This window comes from Peribacillus sp. ACCC06369 (assembly GCF_030348945.1).
Lineage (GTDB): Bacteria > Bacillota > Bacilli > Bacillales > DSM-1321 > Peribacillus.
In genome coordinates, this window is sequence record NZ_JAUCEN010000002.1 from 664002 (window position 1) to 683745 (window position 19744).

14 protein-coding genes, 2 rRNA genes and 1 pseudogene are annotated in these 19744 nt (G+C 40.5%); 14 read left to right on the forward strand and 3 right to left on the reverse strand.

The genetic code is table 11. The annotated features are described in order from the left end of the window. Positions 1-75: 75 nt before the first annotated feature. The 3 genes from QUF78_RS03980 to QUF78_RS03990 all read left to right on the forward strand — a co-directional run bounded on the left by QUF78_RS03980 (position 76) and on the right by QUF78_RS03990 (position 4201). Positions 76-3008 (forward strand): 23S ribosomal RNA (locus QUF78_RS03980). A 64-nt stretch (positions 3009-3072) separates the two neighbouring features. Further along, a 5S ribosomal RNA gene (gene rrf / locus QUF78_RS03985) occupies positions 3073-3188 on the forward strand. A gap of 161 nt (positions 3189-3349) precedes the next feature. Continuing rightward, positions 3350-4201, forward strand: a complete 852-nt coding sequence (locus tag QUF78_RS03990) for a tyrosine-type recombinase/integrase (protein ID WP_289323664.1) — start codon at positions 3350-3352, stop codon at positions 4199-4201. A gap of 151 nt (positions 4202-4352) precedes the next feature. On the opposite strand, the pseudogene QUF78_RS03995 reads toward QUF78_RS03990, so the two are convergent. Both QUF78_RS03995 and QUF78_RS04000 read right to left on the reverse strand, forming a co-directional pair. Then, a pseudogene (locus QUF78_RS03995) lies at positions 4353-4780 on the reverse strand (manganese catalase family protein); the annotation flags it as partial. Between the two features lie 178 nt (positions 4781-4958). Continuing rightward, positions 4959-5150, reverse strand: coding sequence for a hypothetical protein (locus QUF78_RS04000; RefSeq protein ID WP_289323665.1), 192 nt, complete (start codon positions 5148-5150; stop codon positions 4959-4961). Positions 5151-5276: 126 nt separating this feature from the next. On the opposite strand from QUF78_RS04000, the gene QUF78_RS04005 reads away from it, so the two are divergent. The 11 genes from QUF78_RS04005 to QUF78_RS04055 all read left to right on the forward strand — a co-directional run bounded on the left by QUF78_RS04005 (position 5277) and on the right by QUF78_RS04055 (position 16980). Further along, the gene (locus tag QUF78_RS04005; protein WP_289323666.1) at positions 5277-5426 is read left to right on the forward strand and encodes a hypothetical protein; all 150 of its coding nucleotides are present in this window, start codon (positions 5277-5279) and stop codon (positions 5424-5426) included. 195 nt (positions 5427-5621) lie between these two features. Further along, positions 5622-6772 (forward strand): IS3 family transposase gene (locus tag QUF78_RS04010; protein ID WP_483313823.1). Its coding sequence is split into 2 segments (ribosomal slippage): positions 5622-5871 and positions 5871-6772, totalling 1152 coding nucleotides; the frame shifts between segments, so codons are not numbered across the junction. A 205-nt stretch (positions 6773-6977) separates the two neighbouring features. After that, entirely contained in the window at positions 6978-7694 is a 717-nt protein-coding gene (locus QUF78_RS04015) for a class I SAM-dependent methyltransferase (RefSeq protein WP_289323668.1), read from the forward strand. 831 nt (positions 7695-8525) lie between these two features. Beyond that, complete coding sequence (locus QUF78_RS04020; RefSeq protein ID WP_283929407.1) at positions 8526-9065, forward strand: sigma-70 family RNA polymerase sigma factor; 540 nt, start codon at positions 8526-8528, stop codon at positions 9063-9065. Continuing rightward, positions 9058-10473 (forward strand): DUF4179 domain-containing protein, encoded by a 1416-nt coding sequence (locus QUF78_RS04025; protein WP_289323669.1) that lies wholly within the window; start codon positions 9058-9060, stop codon positions 10471-10473. The genes QUF78_RS04020 and QUF78_RS04025 overlap by 8 nt, the downstream gene beginning before the upstream one ends. Positions 10474-11221: 748 nt before the next feature. Further along, on the forward strand, positions 11222-12484 hold the full coding sequence (gene ltrA / locus QUF78_RS04030; protein ID WP_289323670.1) for a group II intron reverse transcriptase/maturase: 1263 nt from the start codon (positions 11222-11224) through the stop codon (positions 12482-12484). A gap of 156 nt (positions 12485-12640) precedes the next feature. Beyond that, positions 12641-13030, forward strand: a complete 390-nt coding sequence (locus tag QUF78_RS04035; RefSeq protein WP_289327219.1) for a VOC family protein — start codon at positions 12641-12643, stop codon at positions 13028-13030. A gap of 226 nt (positions 13031-13256) precedes the next feature. Beyond that, on the forward strand, positions 13257-13685 hold the full coding sequence (locus QUF78_RS04040; RefSeq protein WP_289323671.1) for a VOC family protein: 429 nt from the start codon (positions 13257-13259) through the stop codon (positions 13683-13685). Between the two features lie 1085 nt (positions 13686-14770). Then, positions 14771-15547: a transporter substrate-binding domain-containing protein gene (locus QUF78_RS04045; RefSeq protein ID WP_289323672.1), complete on the forward strand. Its 777-nt coding sequence runs from the start codon at positions 14771-14773 to the stop codon at positions 15545-15547. A gap of 57 nt (positions 15548-15604) precedes the next feature. Beyond that, entirely contained in the window at positions 15605-16249 is a 645-nt protein-coding gene (locus tag QUF78_RS04050) for an amino acid ABC transporter permease (protein ID WP_289323673.1), read from the forward strand. Continuing rightward, positions 16246-16980: an amino acid ABC transporter ATP-binding protein gene (locus QUF78_RS04055; protein ID WP_289318015.1), complete on the forward strand. Its 735-nt coding sequence runs from the start codon at positions 16246-16248 to the stop codon at positions 16978-16980. The genes QUF78_RS04050 and QUF78_RS04055 overlap by 4 nt, the downstream gene beginning before the upstream one ends. Positions 16981-17195: 215 nt before the next feature. Here QUF78_RS04055 and QUF78_RS04060 read toward each other — a convergent pair whose 3' ends face one another. After that, the gene (locus tag QUF78_RS04060; RefSeq protein ID WP_289323674.1) at positions 17196-19703 is read right to left on the reverse strand and encodes an NEW3 domain-containing protein; all 2508 of its coding nucleotides are present in this window, start codon (positions 19701-19703) and stop codon (positions 17196-17198) included. Between the last annotated feature and the right edge of the window lie 41 nt (positions 19704-19744).

A 19744-nucleotide genomic window follows, 5' to 3' on the forward strand; every position in this document is an offset into this window, starting at 1 on the left:
CTTTGTTCCTTGAAAACTAGATAATAGATAGAAGGCAATTAATTTTTTTCAAAGCATCTGTAAGATCTTTTTAACGGTTAAGTTAGAAAGGGCGCACGGTGGATGCCTTGGCACTAGGAGCCGATGAAGGACGGGACTAACACCGATATGCTTCGGGGAGCTGTAAGTAAGCTTTGATCCGGAGATTTCCGAATGGGGAAACCCACTGTTCGTAATGGAACAGTATCTTTACCTGAATACATAGGGTACTGAAGGCAGACCCGGGGAACTGAAACATCTAAGTACCCGGAGGAAGAGAAAGCAAATGCGATTTCCTGAGTAGCGGCGAGCGAAACGGAATTAGCCCAAACCAAGAGGCTTGCCTCTTGGGGTTGTAGGACACTCAACATGGAGTTACAAAGGAACGGGGTAAATGAAGTGACCTGGAAAGGTCCGTCAAAGAAGGTAAAAACCCTGTAGTTGAAACTTCGTTCCCTCCTGAGTGGATCCTGAGTACGGCGGGACACGAGAAATCCCGTCGGAAGCAGGGAGGACCATCTCCCAAGGCTAAATACTCCCTAGTGACCGATAGTGAACCAGTACCGTGAGGGAAAGGTGAAAAGCACCCCGGAAGGGGAGTGAAATAGATCCTGAAACCGTGTGCCTACAAGTAGTCAAAGCCCGTTAATGGGTAATGGCGTGCCTTTTGTAGAATGAACCGGCGAGTTACGATTTCATGCGAGGTTAAGTTGATAAGACGGAGCCGCAGCGAAAGCGAGTCTGAATAGGGCGAATGAGTATGAGGTCGTAGACCCGAAACCAGGTGATCTACCCATGTCCAGGGTGAAGTTCAGGTAACACTGAATGGAGGCCCGAACCCACGCACGTTGAAAAGTGCGGGGATGAGGTGTGGGTAGCGGAGAAATTCCAATCGAACCTGGAGATAGCTGGTTCTCTCCGAAATAGCTTTAGGGCTAGCCTCAAGATGAGAGTATTGGAGGTAGAGCACTGATTGGACTAGGGGCCCCCAACGGGTTACCGAATTCAGTCAAACTCCGAATGCCAAATACTTATTCTTGGGAGTCAGACTGCGAGTGATAAGATCCGTAGTCGAAAGGGAAACAGCCCAGACCACCAGCTAAGGTCCCAAAGTATACGTTAAGTGGAAAAGGATGTGGAGTTGCTTAGACAACCAGGATGTTGGCTCAGAAGCAGCCACCATTTAAAGAGTGCGTAATAGCTCACTGGTCGAGTGACTCCGCGCCGAAAATGTACCGGGGCTAAACGTATCACCGAAGCTGTGGATTGACACCATTAGGTGTCGATGGTAGGAGAGCGTTCTAAGGGCGTTGAAGTCAGACCGGAAGGACTGGTGGAGCGCTTAGAAGTGAGAATGCCGGTATGAGTAGCGAAAGAAGGGTGAGAATCCCTTCCACCGAATGCCTAAGGTTTCCTGAGGAAGGCTCGTCCGCTCAGGGTTAGTCGGGACCTAAGCCGAGGCCGAAAGGCGTAGGCGATGGACAACAGGTTGATATTCCTGTACCACCTATACATCGTTTGAACGATGGGGGGACGCAGAAGGATAGGGTAAGCGCGCTGTTGGATATGCGCGTCCAAGCAGTTAGGCCGGAAACGAGGCAAATCCCGTTTCCATTAAGGCGGAGCTGTGATGGCGAGGGAAATATAGTACCGAAGTTCCTGATTCCACGCTGCCAAGAAAAGCCTCTAGTGAGATGTAAGGTGCCCGTACCGCAAACCGACACAGGTAGGCGAGGAGAGAATCCTAAGGTGTGCGAGAGAACTCTCGTTAAGGAACTCGGCAAAATGACCCCGTAACTTCGGGAGAAGGGGTGCTTTTTAGGGTGAATAGCCCGGAAAAGCCGCAGTGAATAGGCCCAGGCGACTGTTTAGCAAAAACACAGGTCTCTGCGAAGCCGCAAGGCGAAGTATAGGGGCTGACACCTGCCCGGTGCTGGAAGGTTAAGGGGAGAGGTTAGCGCAAGCGAAGCTTTGAACCGAAGCCCCAGTAAACGGCGGCCGTAACTATAACGGTCCTAAGGTAGCGAAATTCCTTGTCGGGTAAGTTCCGACCCGCACGAAAGGTGTAACGATCTGGGCACTGTCTCAACGAGAGACTCGGTGAAATTATAGTACCTGTGAAGATGCAGGTTACCCGCGACAGGACGGAAAGACCCCGTGGAGCTTTACTGCAGCCTGATATTGAATTTTGGTACAGCTTGTACAGGATAGGTAGGAGCCTGAGAAGCCGGAGCGCTAGCTTCGGTGGAGGCGTTGGTGGGATACTACCCTGGCTGTATTGAAATTCTAACCCGCGCCCCTTATCGGGGTGGGAGACAGTGTCAGGTGGGCAGTTTGACTGGGGCGGTCGCCTCCTAAAGAGTAACGGAGGCGCCCAAAGGTTCCCTCAGAATGGTTGGAAATCATTCGTAGAGTGTAAAGGCACAAGGGAGCTTGACTGCGAGACCTACAAGTCGAGCAGGGACGAAAGTCGGGCTTAGTGATCCGGTGGTTCCGCATGGAAGGGCCATCGCTCAACGGATAAAAGCTACCCCGGGGATAACAGGCTTATCTCCCCCAAGAGTCCACATCGACGGGGAGGTTTGGCACCTCGATGTCGGCTCATCGCATCCTGGGGCTGTAGTCGGTCCCAAGGGTTGGGCTGTTCGCCCATTAAAGCGGTACGCGAGCTGGGTTCAGAACGTCGTGAGACAGTTCGGTCCCTATCCGTCGCGGGCGCAGGAAATTTGAGAGGAGCTGTCCTTAGTACGAGAGGACCGGGATGGACGCACCGCTGGTGTACCAGTTGTCTTGCCAAAGGCATAGCTGGGTAGCTACGTGCGGACGGGATAAGTGCTGAAAGCATCTAAGCATGAAGCCCCCCTCAAGATGAGATTTCCCATGGCGCAAGCTAGTAAGATCCCTGAAAGATGATCAGGTTGATAGGTCAGAGGTGGAAGCGTGGCGACATGTGGAGCTGACTGATACTAATAGATCGAGGACTTAACCAACGCTTTTTAAAAAATGAAATACCTTCTTATTATCTAGTTTTGAAGGAACAACGTTCCTGATATGTTTGGTGGCGATAGCGAAGAGGTCACACCCGTTCCCATTCCGAACACGGCAGTTAAGCTCTTCAGCGCCGATGGTAGTTGGGGGTTTCCCCCTGTGAGAGTAGGACGCCGCCAAGCAAAGTTTATCACATCAAATAGGATTCATAAACCCGTATAAACAGGTTCAAATCCTATCTTAGCATTCTAAACCTTAGGATTCTCCTAAGGTTTTTTTGTATAAATTCAACTTTTCGTTGGAAAGGCTTATTAATAGCATGATTTTGGTAGGGGGCCTCTCGATGACCAGTAAAGAAGAAAACCTGGACAATAAACAAATTCTTCATTCTTTTGCCGAATGGTTAATGGGTCAAAATAAATCCGATGGTACGATTAAAACCTATGTGGGAGTCATCTCCCAGTTTCTTCAATGGTTTAAAGAAGAAGCGGAAGAGATTGAAAAATCCCACGTGCAAACCTATATAGACGATATGGAACAGTCAAACAAGAGTGGAGGAACGATTGAAAAACATTATTCAGCCATTACCATGTTTTCCAGGTTCCTTGATAAACCCGAGATCGTCCTCAACATTGATCGTAAAGCAAAGGAAAAGAAAGAAGATCCGCCAAAAGCCCTGAACATGCTTGAGCAAGCTGCTCTCCTAAAAGAAATCGAGGCCTCTGGTCATTTCAGGAATATTGCTATAGTCTACACAATGATACATACGGGTATCCGGGTGTCCGAACTTTGTGATTTGAACCATAGCGACATTCAAAAAGAGGGAGAAAGGCAATATATCCTCATCCGGGATTCAAAAGGTGATATAGACAGGAAGATTCCACTGTCCATAACTGCTAGTGAAAAGATCAAGGCATACAAGGAATTTTTAAATATGGAAACGGAAGCCATCTTCATATCCAGTGTGAATCAGCGCATCACGCCAAGGTCCGTGCAATATATGCTGACTAAATATAATGCGACTCCCCATAAGCTGCGGAGTACGTTTTGCCAAAAACTAATCGATAAGGGGATAGACCTTCAAACCGTTTCAAAATTGATGGGGCATAAAGATTTGAACATGACCAAACGTTATATAGGAGAAGGAAAAGAAGAATTGGAATTAGCCATTGAAAATACTTTTGATAATTTATAAGGGCCCTTTGGTAAAATCCTTTTCTTATGGTATTTCCTCTTTAGAGGATAATAAAAAAGACACTGCTCCCAATAAAGATTAAGGGAAACAGTGTCTTTTTTATTGTGTCCAAATAGAAGAAAGAAACAATTTAAGATGTGCCCGCCTTTTTTTAATTGTTCAAATCACTCAAGCCGGGGCTATGTTCATTTGGCATATCCGGCATTTCGGGAACCGGGAATCCTTTTGGCGGCTCGGTATAAGGTTTCCACCATTTCGGCTCGGTGTCTCCCCTTGGGAAATTTCGCTGATTTGAGTTTGATCCAATCTGAAGTTGAATTGGGCATTATGGTAGCCTAAATCCACATATTTGCGGCATTCGGGATATTTGTTCAAATCATAATTGGGTACAGGGAAGATTTTTCCCCAGTCGACACCAAGCGTTTCCAATGCCTTGGCAAATGCATTTTGGTGCGCATTGTCGCAAACTATTAAAAATGCCAGTGTTTCACGCATTGTTTTATTGGAACTCATTTCATAAATCCTGGACTTTTGCAGGACACCAGTAGATTCAAGCATGACAATGTTCAAAAGGTTAGCTTAGCGTATGGATAGTGCTATCCGTCCTCTTTATTTATTTAGCAATAAAAAAAGAGAACGGGAATCCATCATAGTTCAAGCTCATTACCTATGCAAATTGTATTGTGAATAATTTTGCCTGAGATTAATGGACTTTTCCCTTCAAATGTGTTCCTTAGCCTTACGCCTTACGTATATTCTATTCGATTTCATCATCAAGCAGGTGCAGGATATCTTCTACGACACCCGCATGATCACCTTTTCGAAATTTATCAATAAAGTCTATATAAAGAAGCTCAAACACCTTTTCTAGTGTGTAGCCATGTTCAGGTTGAACTTCCTCCATATCGGCAAGCAACACCTCTCCACGTAAGGCGTATTTCCTTCTCATGCGTAAATTCAAAGTTTTTAATTCTTGGTTCTATTCTTTATGAATTAATTTAAAAGCAGATTCACCATACTTTTCAAGTCTTGAATCTTTACCAGCATACTGATCCAATGAGGTAAGCAATTTAATATGATAGCAAGTAATTTTGGACCACAGTTACTCGTTGAAGGGTTTGGCCTATCATTAACACAAGCTTCAAGATATGGGAAGTTAGAGGATTATCTTTTAGAAGAACAAATAAGATCAGAACGTGATTTTATTATGGAAAATGGGACTTAACTGTTTTTAATTAAGAGGTGATCTAGTTAATGGGGAAATAACCCTGAGTAGGTCGTTTATATTCTATTTTTTTATAATGTAGGATTTTTTCTTATTTAGCAATCGGGCCATTTAATGGAATAATGGAGTTAGTATAGTTTCATGGACACATTTTAGTTAAGTCCTTACAATGATTTTTGAGAGGATGTGTCCGTCTTGGAACGTAAGAATACAGGTAAAAAATACAATAATGAATTCAAGAAGACTATTGTAGATCTTTATCACTCGGGTAATTCGGTCAAAGAATTAAGCGGCGAATATGGCGTATCAGAAGTTACCATTTATAAATGGGTTAAAGAATTTACTCCAATCGGTTTAGGGGAAGAGTCCATGACTCCAAAGGAATTAGCCGCCATTCAAAAGGAAAACCTTCGGTTAAAGCAAGAAGTTGAAATCTTAAAAAAGGCTATGGCCATATTCGCGAAAAAGTAACCGAAACAGATCTTACCGAATTTATTGAGGAACACAAGAAACAATATCCCGTACAGAAGATGTGTGAAATACTAGAAATCCCAAGAAGCAGCCATTATCAGTCCCTTCAAATAGTCGTATCAAATCGCGAACAGGAAAACCAAGAAATCACGAAGGAAATTCATCTCATTTACCTGGAAAGCAAGGGACGATATGGGGCTCCAAAGATTCATGAAAGCTTATTAACCAAAGGGTTTTCCCTAAGTCTAAAGCGTGTTCAACGCTTAATGAGCAAGGCGAGAATTCGTTCTATTACTAAGAAAAAATACCGTCCCTATCCATCTAAAGAAAAGGTTATTCAATTGGATAATTTGTTAAAACGAGACTTCACTACTCAGACCATTAATGAGAAATGGGTAGCAGATATTACGTATATCCATACGTTAAAAGACGGATGGTGTTATTTAGCTTCGGTATTAGACCTTCATTCTAAGAAAATAGTAGGGTATTCATTTTCTCGTTCAATGACGACAGAACTGGTCATAAAAGCTTTCAATAACGCACACCTATCACAAAAGCCCTCGGAGGGCTTAGTTCTTCATACCGATCTTGGCTCACAATATACAAGCAGTGAGTTTACTCAACATATCCAAAACCATCATATTAAGCAATCCTTTAGTCAGAAAGGTTGCCCGTACGATAATGCCTGTATTGAATCCTTTCATGCCCTATTAAAGAAGGAAGAAGTCAACCACGTACAATATCTAGACTATCAAACAGCTAAATTAGCGATGTTCCAATTTATTGAAGGTTGGTATAACCGAAAAAGAATTCACAGCAGCTTGGGTTATCAAACCCCACAAGCCATTGAAGATCGAATTAGGAATACAGCTTAAGATTTAACTTTTTAGTGTCCAAAATATTGACTCAAATCCATTAAAGTTGTTTATGTTATTCCATTAAAGGGCCATATTGCGGAAGAAGAAATTGTAATCCAATCGAAGTAATTAAGTGAAAATAATTTGTGGTACAGGTACTGGTAAAAGTACTTTGCCAAATATAAAGGAAAAAATAAGTATGATTTAGAAAGTAGGTAAATAAATGATTCCATTAGTATATGATCAAATTAATAGCTGGGGTAAAGACGATGAATTCTTCTTAGCACTGTTAAAGAAGGTAAATGTTAAAAAAATAGCTGATTTGGGTTGTGGAACTGGAAGATTGACAACGCATTTTGCGAAAGTAGGCTATCATATTACAGCTATTGACCCGAATGAAGAAGCAATCGAATATGCGGAAAACAAAGCGTATCCAGGCGAAGTGACTTGGATTGTTGGTGATAGCTCAAAATTACAAACAAGTGGGTTTGATGCCGTTATAATGACAGCGAATGTTGCGCAAGTATTTCTTACAGATGAAAGTTGGCAACACGTCATTTCAGATGCATATCGAGCATTAAAGCCTGGAGGACATTTTATCTTTGATACACGTAACCCATTAGCAAAGGCGTGGGAACAGTGGAAAAAGGATATGACACCTGATATTGCAACGAATCAGATGACTGGTGATACACTTGAAATATGGACAGAATACGAGGGATTTATAGAAGATGTTTTTACATTTTATGAAACTGTGAAAAATGCACGTACAGAAGAAGTAGTAATTCATAAAAAGATGCAATTAAAATTCCGAACACAAGATGAAATCCATGAATCATTACAACAAGTAGGCTTTTCACAATTCCAAGTTTATGGAGATTGGGAGTTTAAACAAGCAACTTCAGAAACCAAATCTTTTATTTTTCACAGTGTAAAATAAATAAGGGATTTCTTTGACGATTTGCTTATCTACTTTGACAATTTCATTATTAGAAACGAAAGAATGAAAGAGAGACAATTATTATATTCAGCAATCGGGCGCGATTCTTTAATAAGAATCGCTTTTCTTAATGAACTCCCATGAAAATTAAAAAAGCACAAAATCTAGAAAAAACCACAACAAAATAGACCCAGTAAAAACGCTTTTAAAAAAGGCTGAGCCTTATGAGTGATCTGATTGAGTTTGGTAAATCGTTAAACAAAAACCTCCAATCATACTTAAATTAGGTAGAGGCTAGCGCGACGACCAAAAAAGGATTAATCTCCCATGAGTGCTACCCATAAAGGGCGCGACAGTCGGTGGTACACCGTGGTCGTCGGAGTCAGACTAACGGATGGGCTCAAAGGCACCATAGTTCAACGACCTTCTTCGCCAGCCATTAAAACATTATCGACATAGAGACCAATTTTCATTCTCTGTGGTGAAGCGCTGATTTTTGCGCTTCATGGATGGCTAACGGGTGCTTTAGTTCAATAACAGGGGTTGCTGCGGCAGCCTTTTTCTTATGCAACTAAAGGGGCAGGTTTGTTCAATAAGCGATTTTGTAGAATCACGACACCTTTGAGTTGCAGAATACACTCAACAAATTCAAAAGCTATCAAAAAAAGCAACAGTTTAAAGAAGCAGAAATCGCAAAGTGGTTTCTGTTTATTTTGTTAAACTTAGGTTTTTATTTGCATGTTATGCTTTTTCTAAAAATACTTTAACTTTTTGAAACTTTTTCTAAAGATATATTCCACTAATAGTTGAAAGGAGTTGAGAGAGAGAGAGATGGAGTTTGAGAATGATAAGATGGTTAAAAAAGCAATCAGGGGAAATAAAAAAGCCTTTGAACAACTCATAAAGCAGCACTATGAACGAATCTACCGGACTGCTTATCTTTATGTACATAACGAAGAGGATGCATTGGATGTCGTTCAAGAGACGACATATCAAGCTTATAAGAGTATTCACTCGTTAAAGCATCCAGATTACTTTATGACTTGGCTTACCAGGATCATTATCCGATGTGCTGGTCATATTCTCAAAAGAAGAAATAATATTGTGCCACTAACAGACGAAGTATTGTCTGATTTATCGGTAACCTATCATTCAGGTCATGACGAAGCAATAGATCTATTAAATGCGATCGGACAGTTAAAAGGGAATTATAGATCCGCCATTATTTTGTTTTACTACTATGATTATTCTATTAAAACCATTAGTGAAATCATGGAGATCCCCGAAGGGACTGTAAAAACTTATTTAAGCAGGGGGAAAGCCGAATTAAAAAAGTCCTATAAAGATGAGGAGGGCAAATGCAATGGATAACAAAGAAGTAAAAAGTGCTATTGAAAAAATAGTTGTACCAAAAGAAAAAGTGTTTGGCGCTATTGATAAAGGCTTAAAAATGTCAGGGCAAGGTAGGAAAATAAAGAAAAAGAAAGTTCTTGCAGGTTCATCTGCTGCAGCTGCTCTTCTTGGAATCACCATTGCTTCTGGATTTGTTAATCCTACAATGAATAAAGTATTGGCTAATACCCCTTTAATAGGCGGTATTTTTCAAGAATTCAATGATTCAATGGGTGTTGAACTTGCGAATCAAGATGCAGTTACAGAATTAAATCAATCCTTAACTAAAAATGGAGTGACTGTAAAACTCACCAGCGCTTATTTTGATGGCAATGTGATATCAATTACAGGATTTGTAGATGAAGAGGTTGAAAAAGGGCATAACGAAAAAGGGGAAGTAAGCTTTGATATGAATTTTGAACACAACAAAGGGGATAATGACCCTTGGTTGAATGGAAAGTCGACAGACATTAGGAAGGTCAAGGGGGGATACAATTTCCAATGGAAAATGGAATATCCATATAAATCATTTAAGAAGAATTCTACTCTCCCTATAACTATTCATAATATTAACGGGATAAAAGGTGAATGGAATTTTGATATCCCAATTCAGCAAGAAAAAAACAGTACACTTGTTATTGATCAGGAGCAAGGGTACCCGGATGATGAGGTCAAAATCCGTATTAAAGAGGTCCTCACCGCAAGGGCGTCATCTTCGCTTATTTATGAGACGGTGGAAAAATATAAAGATGATGAAATTTATATACTAAAAGCAATTGATAATAAAGGAAAGGTATATAGGTTTGGAAACGGAACATCTCTAGAGGAGGCAGCACTAGAGGATGGATATCATAGTACTGCTCGAACAAAAATGACCAAGCTGAACTCAAATACTACTTCACTTACTTTTTATCCGCAGCTATCTGTTGCAGACCCAAAAGTACAACAGCTATTGGACAAAAAATCATTTACGTTAAAAAGCAAACGGCTCAATTTAGGCCTTCAGGTAAATGATATAACTAAAAAGGGTAGTAAACTAGTAATCGATTATCAATTTACAGGGCTCTCCAAGGAATTGAGTAAACACCAGCTTGATTTATTTGAAAATAATTTGAAATATGAATCATTGTTGGTAGATAAGGAATATATAGGGGAAATAGATCCTGAAAATCCAGTGCCACCTAAAAATCATAGCATTCGCATGAATAAAGTGAAAACTATCGATAAAAAGACAGCGCACTTCCAATCTACATTCGATTTAAATGGAGAAGAAAAAATCATGAACTTTAAACTGGAAAATACAATTTTGCAATTCAATTTTTCAAACTTTATCCCAGCTAAGGAATTACAACCATTTACTGTTGTACTTCCAGTGGGGAATGAATAAACAATTAAAGTAGCTCATTTTAGGGACCATATAGTTGACGAGTGGGATTCTACTAGTGCATTGAATAATTAGTAATATAGGGGCGATGATTTATGTAAGTCACCGTCTTTTTTATTAGTTAGAAGTTTGTGAAAATATCTACTTAAACCAATGGGTGCGTTAGCTGAAAATCGGAGCTGTCTTAAAGACAGCTTTTTCGTGCGCCCGGCATGGGTGCAATCTATAGGGTGAAAGTCCCGAACCATGAAGGCAGTAGTAGTGGTTAGCTTAATGCAAGGGTGTCCACGGTGACGTGGAATCTGAAGGAAGCAAGCGGCAAACCTCCGGTCTGAGGAACACGAACTTCATATAAGGCTAGGTATCATTGGATGAGTTTGCGAAACAAAACAAAGTCCTTACTGCCGAAGGTGGTACAGAGTAAATGAAGCAGATAGATGGAGGGAAAGATTGCACTCTTACCCGGGGAGGTCTGATGACAGCCAAGTACACTTGGTAACCTGTCCAGTGATGGACAGCTGAATCATCAGAAGTCAGCAGAGGTCATAGTACTTGTCTACTCGAGAAGATAAGGAAGGACCGAACAGATTAAGGAGGATGAATACTAGGCGTTCGTTATCTGCGAAGAAGCAAACAATTCCTAACGGAACTTATTTGAAGGAAGAAGTGGTGAATACACGGGGAACTTCAAAAGGGTGGAGCAGATAAAGGCACAAATAGACCATTTATCCACGTAGAAAGGATATCAACGATGTTAATGGAACAGATACTAGAGAGGGAAAACTTAATACAGGCATTGAAGCGTGTAGAAAGAAATAAGGGAAGCCATGGTGTAGATGGAATGCCGGTTCAAAACCTGAGACCGCACCTCGCAACTGAATGGTACAACATGAAAACTGCCCTTTTACAGGGTACCTATCAACCGCAGCCCGTCCGTCGTATCGAAATCCCGAAACCAAACGGCGGAGTTCGGCTATTGGGTATTCCAACCGTTCTAGACCGTTTCATTCAACAAGCCATTGCCCAAATATTGACCAAGATATATGACTCAACCTTTTCGGAGAATAGCTATGGATTTCGCCCTAACAAACAAGGGCACCAGGCGGTTCGAAAGGCAAAGTCCTATATAACCGAAGGTTATAAATGGGTAGTGGATATGGACTTGGAGAAGTTCTTCGATAAAGTGAATCATGACAAGCTCATGGGAATGTTAGAGCGGAAAATTGAAGATAAACGAATTCTCAAACTGATTCGTAAATTCCTTCAAGCAGGCATTATGATAGGCGGACTTTTTCATAAAAGTGAGGAGGGAACTCCGCAAGGAGGCCTGTTAAGTCCTTTATTATCTAATATAATGTTAGACGATTTAGATAAAGAACTAGAGAAACGCAATCTTCGATTCGTAAGGTATGCGGATGACAGTACTATCTTTGTGAAGACACGAAAAGCCGCCAAACGTGCAATGGGAAATATCTCAAGCTTCATTGAAAATAAACTGAAGCTAAAGGTCAACTACGAGAAGTCGAAGTATGATCGCCCTTGGAACAGAACGTTTCTCGGTTTTAGTTTCACGAAGTCAAAGAAGAACCCGAAGGTTCTACTGGCTAAACAAACGGTGAAGAGAGTAAAGAAACGAATCAGGGAAATGACCTCGAGAAAATTACCGAAACCCATGAAACTCCGAATAAATAAGTTAAAGCAATACCTTAGAGGTTGGATGGGTTATTTCGCCCTCATTGATACTCCGAACGTTTTGAAGAATTTAGATTCATGGATTCGAAGAAGACTCAGGATGTGCCTATGGAAGCAATGGAAATTGCCAAGAACGAGAGTGAGGAAACTCAAAGGATTAGGCGCCCCATTTGGAAAAGCGTATGAATGGGGAAATAGCAGAAAGGGTTATTGGCGCATAGCGCATAGTCCTATTCTAGACAAAACCCTTAATAATGTTTATTGGCACCACCAAGGGTTAGTAAATCTATATGAACGATATACAAAACTACGTCAGACTTAAACTGAACCGCCGTATACCGAACGGTATGTACGGTGGTGTGAGAGGTCGGAGGCTAGGCGCCTCCTCCTACTCGATTTTATGGAACTAAAGGGACAGTTTAGTTGAAGTAGTGATAAAATAAAGGGGAAATTAGATAATATGAAAGAAGTGAAGGTTTTGATTAAATATAAATGCCTCCATCATGTAAGTCTTACTGTGACAGATTTGGAAAGAGCAAAAGAATTTTATGGTAAAACTCTATGTTTAAAAGAAATACAGCGTCCTGATTTTGATTTTCCAGGTGCCTGGTATGAAATAGAGGGACATCAACTGCACTTGATAGTCGATCCCTCTTCACAGACGATTCGTAAGGATAAAAGCATATCCAGCAGAGAAGGTCACTTTGCCCTTAGAGTCGATAACTACTATGACACTCTTAAATGGTTAAAGCAGAATGAAGTTGAAATCCTTGAAAAACCATACGGAAAAAGTGGATTCGCACAAATTTTCTGTGCTGACCCAGACGGTAATTTGATTGAACTAAATGTTAATCAAAACAATCTATGAGTAAGCTAAGATAAAGGCTGCCATTACTGGGTCTTTTCTTATTGAAGAAACGGGGCAGGATAGTGGAACAAAATGCCTTTTTTGAGGATGGAGGATAATGGGAACCAATAATGTAGAATCCATAAAAATTAGATCAATAATGATAGAGGATTAAAATTTTTAAAAAATAGACTTTGCCTTATTAAAGATAATAATAATAATAATAATAATGAAAGGAGGAACTAAATTGGGAGGAACTGAATTTGAATATGTTTTAGATCACGTTGGAATTGCTGTTAGAAGTATTGATGATGCTCTTCCCTTTTATCTTAATGTATTAAATGGAGTATTAGAGGACCGTTATACAAGCGATACACCTGGTGTCGAAGTACACGTTGCTGTTGTTAGAACTAATGATAAAGTAATTGAATTATTGGCACCAACCAACAAGAACTCTCCAATGGCTCGGTTTATAAAGCAACGAGGAAAGGGGGTACATCATATTGCATATCGAGTTGACGATTTGGACAAAGCAATACTCGAGGCAAGTACAAATGGAGTTCGTTTTCTAGAGGACACACTACGTACAAACACACGTGGAAGAAGGCTCATTTATGTTAATCCCGCATCAACTGATGGAACTTTGATTGAACTTTGTAGCTATCCAAATAATTAAAGAAAAATTTTTATCTTAATTGGTAGAGGAAATTCAAAGCAACAATTGGGGAATTAACGTGAACTTTAAATAATCTATTACGCTGTTCAACTAACAGGTACGTTAACTTAAGATCAGAACTGTCTATAAGGCAGCTTTTTCATAGTCTACTATTAGGGCAGGATAGTTCCTTAAGAATGAAAAAACCTAAAATCACCCTAACGAAGACTTATTTTTAGGGGGAAAAACATGAGCCTTAATCATGGTTTTATCTTATTTCCAAGACACCTGAAATAAAAGATTTTTGGATGTAGAGAGAAAGAAAAAACAGTGTCATCGGCAGTGTTGTGATACATGATGATTTGACTCATTAAAATGGATTCTAAGTAAAAAAACATCATTGCGATGGACTCCAAGTGGCTGAGGTATTAACTATCATGGAGTAACCCTTAAACGAATAGCAAAACCAGTTGAAATGGATGAAAGCATACCTTTTCTTTCATCCAATGTTTCGAATTACATATTGGGCGAAATCATCAATGTTAGTGGCGGAAGATGGCTTCTGATAATTGGGAGTTTTTCCGAATGCGTTATTATGCAAGCTGTAAAAAAGAGACCAAAATAAAGTGGTCTCTTTTATTTGTTCAAATATCATTAAAAAAGGTCTGTCCGGAAAAGTCGAATTCAGCCGAAATTGGGCCAGTCCTTTCGATCTTAATGCAGTGTTTTCACTTCTTCATATCCAGTTGTGAAAAGTACGAGAGCAGGTGATGAATTGCTATCTGCATCTTTTCTACCTGTTGTATCGATTATAAGTTGTGTAAGCTTCCAATAATCCTATCGGTCCTTGGACCCTATGGGGTGTGTCCTATTAGGGATACCTGAATGTCCCTTTATGATAGCAGCTCGAAAGGATCAAATACGCAGTTTCATACTTATTTTATATTTACCATCACTTAAACAATATTAGGAAAAACATCCATAATTATTATTCAAAGAAAATAATATTTATTCTAAAAATTCATATTATAATACTTTATTCTTATGCTATATTATAGGGAGAAATATTTATTATCACGTATAATCTAAGAAGTGGAGTGATTTGAATGAAGAAACTTGGTTTACTTAGTATGTTTTTGATTTTATCTATCTTTATCTCGGCTTGTGGAACCAGTGATGAAAAAAATGCAGGTGAGGAAAAGAAACCTGAAAAGGTATATAAAGTTGGTGTTGATACAACTTATCCTCCTTTTGAATTTAAAGAGGGGAACGACTATAAAGGTATTGATATTGAGTTAATCAATGCAATAGCGAAAGACCAGGATTTTAAAATCAAATTGTCTCCTATGGATTTCGGTGGAATCATTCCAGCGATGCAAGCCAATCAGCTTGATGTGGCCATTGCGGGAATGAGTATCACGGAGGAAAGAAAAAAGGTAGTAGATTTCTCAACACCGTATTTTGATGCAGGATTAACAATAGTTGTTAAAAAAGATAATACAAGTACTAAAACGGTTAAAGATCTTAAAGGAAAGACCATAGCAGTGAAAAAAGGGACAACAGGTGCTAAATATGCACAGGATAATGCTACGAAACTAGGAATTAAAGTTGTTCAATTTAATGATAGTCCAGCAATGTTCCAGGAAGTGGCCAACGGTAATGCGGATGCTCTTATAGAAGATTACCCGGTTATCTCCTATGCAATCGCCCAAAAAGATCTTGGGCTGAAGATCGTAGGTGACCGTTTGAATGGTGATCAGTATGGGATTGCTGTATTGAAGGGGCAAAACAAGGATTTATTGAAGAAAATAAATGATGGTCTTGCCAATATTAAAAAAGACGGCACGTATGATGAGATTATAAAAACGTATCTTGGTGAATAAATTCATGATCAATAGGCGCGCATAAAGCGCGCTTTCTTTTTCAAAGGGGTGAAAGGAATGGATATAATTGTTGCGGCATTGCCTATTTTATTAAAAGGACTTCAGGTGACACTTTATATCTTTGTGATTGCCATTATCCTAGGTTTTTTGATTGGTTTAGTGGTGGCCTTGCTGCGACTTGCCCCGATCAAGATCTTGAACTGGATTGCAAAGGTTTATGTGGATGCTATACGGGGGACACCGTTCATTGTGCAGTTGTTTTTTATCTATTTTGGTGTAAATTCTTTAAATTTGATTTCTTTGAACAGTACAACAGCAGGAATTATTACCGTTGCAATCAATGCAGGGGCATATTTTGCTGAAATAATAAGGGCAGGAATACAATCCATCGATAAAGGACAAACGGAAGCGGCAAGATCCATCGGGTTCACGGGTACTCAAACAATGAGATATGTCGTGCTGCCGCAAGCCTTTAGAAGGATGCTCCCTACCATTACGAACCAATCGATCATCAGCTTGAAAGATACTTCTCTATTATCCGTCATTGGTATAGCGGATTTAACTCAGCAAGGTCAGATTCAAGCTTCGGCAACCTTTGAAGCATTCAAGGTTTGGCTGGCTGTAGGTGTGATTTACTTTATCATCATCTATTTGTTAACCCTTATTGCTAATTTCATTGAAAGGAGGGTACAAGTTCGATGAGCATCATTACTGTAAAAAACCTGAGAAAATCATTTGGAACTGTCGAGGTTTTAAAAGATATTAATGCAGAAGTGCAAGAAAAGGAAGTAATTTGCGTAATAGGCCCTTCCGGATCTGGAAAGAGTACATTCCTGCGTTGCCTGAATCTCCTTGAGGAGGTTACGGGCGGTGAGGTGGTCATTAACGGACATGATATAACCGATCCTAAACGGAAAATCAATATTAACAAGGTCCGGCAAGAAGTTGGAATGGTTTTTCAACATTTCAATCTATTTCCTCATAAAACGGTGATGGAAAACATAACGTTGGGCCCTATTAAAATTCGTGCCACCGATAAAGCGGAAGCGGGAAGATTAGCGCTTGAGTTATTGGATAAGGTTGGTCTCAAGGAAAAAGCAAATAGCTATCCAGGGGAACTTTCCGGTGGACAAAAGCAACGGGTTGCCATCGCAAGGGCATTAGCGATGAATCCGAAAATCATGCTATTTGACGAACCGACTTCGGCACTTGACCCTGAAATGGTCGGGGATGTTTTAGAGGTAATGAAACAACTTGCTAAAGAAGGCATGACAATGGTCGTGGTTACGCATGAAATGGGCTTTGCCCGCGAAGTCGGGGACCGGGTCATATTCATGGATGGAGGGTATATTGTCGAAGAAAATGAACCGAATCAACTATTCGGTAACCCTCAGCACGAGAGAACCAAGGCATTCTTGAGTAAAGTGCTTTAACGGAATGCGAGTGTGGGATTGCCTGTAATAAATTAGTATAAGTATTGCCGGCATTGAAGTGGATTATGAAAGAAGTTGTGCATAAAGTGTGGATAAAGAAATGCGGGAAAACCCAAACGCATAAGCCTTTCCCTTATCTTTGTGCATAACTTTTTTTAGAGTAAAATAAGAAAAGAAACCTATGCAATCAACACCTGCATAGGTTTCTTTTTTATTTACTTGGAACCGTAACTAATCAGGTTCGTCATGATTCGATATCCGCCTGGAACCTGACCTTGAATTTGCCTGTATAGGACCAGGTTAGTGTAGAGGTAGGTGCCTTTACCGTATTTAGCCATGAGGATTCCGCCATCAAATGGTTCTTCATTCGGATCAGCCATGGAAATGAATGTTTCAAACCGTTCGTCCCATTTCATTGGGAAGTACAATCCTCTTTCTTGAACCCAATTGTTCCAATCGTCCGTTGTTATTTTGTTTGGATAGTTAAAAAGCGCTGATTCTGGTTTAGACACGTTGACCGTGGCATTTTCATCGGTTACCCGCCAGCGAATGGAAGGATTCCCGAGGGTAAGTGGATATGGGGCAGTTTTCTGGGCATCCCATCCATCACCCGGTTTATGGTACTGAACGACGAGATGACCGCCGTTTTCCACATATTCAAGTAAGCGCGCGTTATTTGCCTTTAGATCTTCCCTGGATAGATAGGCACGTATGCCTGTAACGATCGTGTCGTATTGGCTTAAATCACCTTCAGCTAAATCAGCTGCAGTTAACTTTGTGATGTTAAGGCCAGCGTTGCTTAAGTAATCTGCCACTTTATCAAATCCACTCTCAATGTAACCCACTTTTAATGAAGCTGGCATCAAAAGCTCAAATGCAACGGTATTGATTGCAGCTGGATATCGGTAATAGAAGGTTCCGATATGGTCATAGGAAATCTCCTGAATGGTTGAATCAAAGGTTTTTCCATTGACCGTGGCAACTGCCTTAACCTGAAATTCACCATTTTGAATTGCCTTCGGTGGTGTTAGAGTGAACTTCACTTGTTTTTCTTCTGATTTTTCATTAAATGATACGGTGGTTTTTTTGGGATGAACTTCCCAATTTTCAGGAATTTTTAAAGCGACCTTTGCTGCTGTTTTTCCTTTTGTATAATTTTTCAAGGTTACGGTCACTGGTATTTTTTCTTTTACATCTGATGTATTTACCACGATATCTTCAGGGGATAGGTTAAGACCAACGTCAGGAAGGACAGCAATCGTTCCATCCAATTCTTCCATGATGGCGGTTTTGGTGCTGCCGTATTTATAAGAAATGCTGGTTGTAATTGTTGATTCATCATAAGCATGATAATAGGCTGCATCTTCAGGGACTTCGACCTGGTAGGTTATTGTCGTTGATTTATTTGGTGCTAGATTGACTTCTTTAGCTTTTGTTTTAGCCTTCCATCCTTTAGGTACGTTCAATGCAGCAGCGACTTTTTTCAATGTTTGTTTCCCGTTATTCCTCACCGTTATGGTTACGTTCGTATTCTGGCCTTTTGTAAGGATCATTGACGCTGCTTTAGCTTGAACATCCAGTCCTGAAGAGACATAACTGACATTTTGTAATTGCTCTTCTTTTAATGAGAGCTTATGAAGTAAGTCGTTTTTCATGGCAGGGCTTAGCTTTGCCTTTTTGATTTGCGCAGTAATTGAACGAACATTGGCGAGAGCCGTTTGGGAAGTTGAAAAAACCCGTTTATCATTTGGATAAGCTTCAATAACAGCATCTAAATTCCTTTGTAGATATTTAAATTCACCTTTTAATTTTGATGCTGAGCGAGGGAGTTTTTCAGCCCATTCAGTAAAATCATAAGGTATGCCTGCAAATAGGTCCGACTGGCTTTTTGTATCAACGGCGCTTTGCTTCAAATCTAGATGGACCTGGCGCGGTGCTGCAGGGATATCAGAGCCCATGCCTTGGCTTTTATGCAGATACCGGGATTGTTCTCCAAGCTGTGGGTAAGTCATACCGTATATTGGATCATATTTACCGATTTCAATCGAAGTGGTTGCTTGATCTGCGGAGGAAACAGGTAAATATAACTTTTTCACTTGCCATACCGATAGACCTTGTTTCAATTGTTTTGGAAAAACAGTAGGATCAGCGGCATCCTTAAAGGCACGTTCGCTTAAGATTGTCATTGTTCGATGATGTCCATGCTGGGTATCATCATTTTGGAAGGATGGCATCAATATATCAGGCTGATACGTCCTAATAAAGCGGATAAGCCGTTCATACGTGAGTTCCTCGCCCCATTTTCCCAATGTTTCCTCTGGTGTTTTAGAGAATCCGAAATCATAGATGGGATCAGAGGTTGTTTCACTTAGATGATAGGCCTTAACTCCGGTGATTTTTGCAGCTTCTATCATTTCCCTTGAACGGATGATTCCAAGAGCATTGTCCAGTTCATCCCCAATTTCATTTTGTCCTCCTTCACCCCGGTTTGCAATCAGGCTGGATGTCTTCACCCCTAACCCTCTCGATAGATAAGCGAGAAAGTCACTGCGCTCATCATCAGGATGGGCACCGCTGTTTAAGAATGTCACGGTCGTCTCGAGTGGCTTGACAGCATTCCATAACTCAACTTTGGCTTCCTCCGGATTTGCAGCGGAACCTCCAAACGGCAATAATGCAAGAACTAGCAAAAGGGAAAGCAACGATAAAAAAGCTTTTTTCATTTTCTTTTAACCCCCTTCAACCTTAATAAAATACCCAAGCT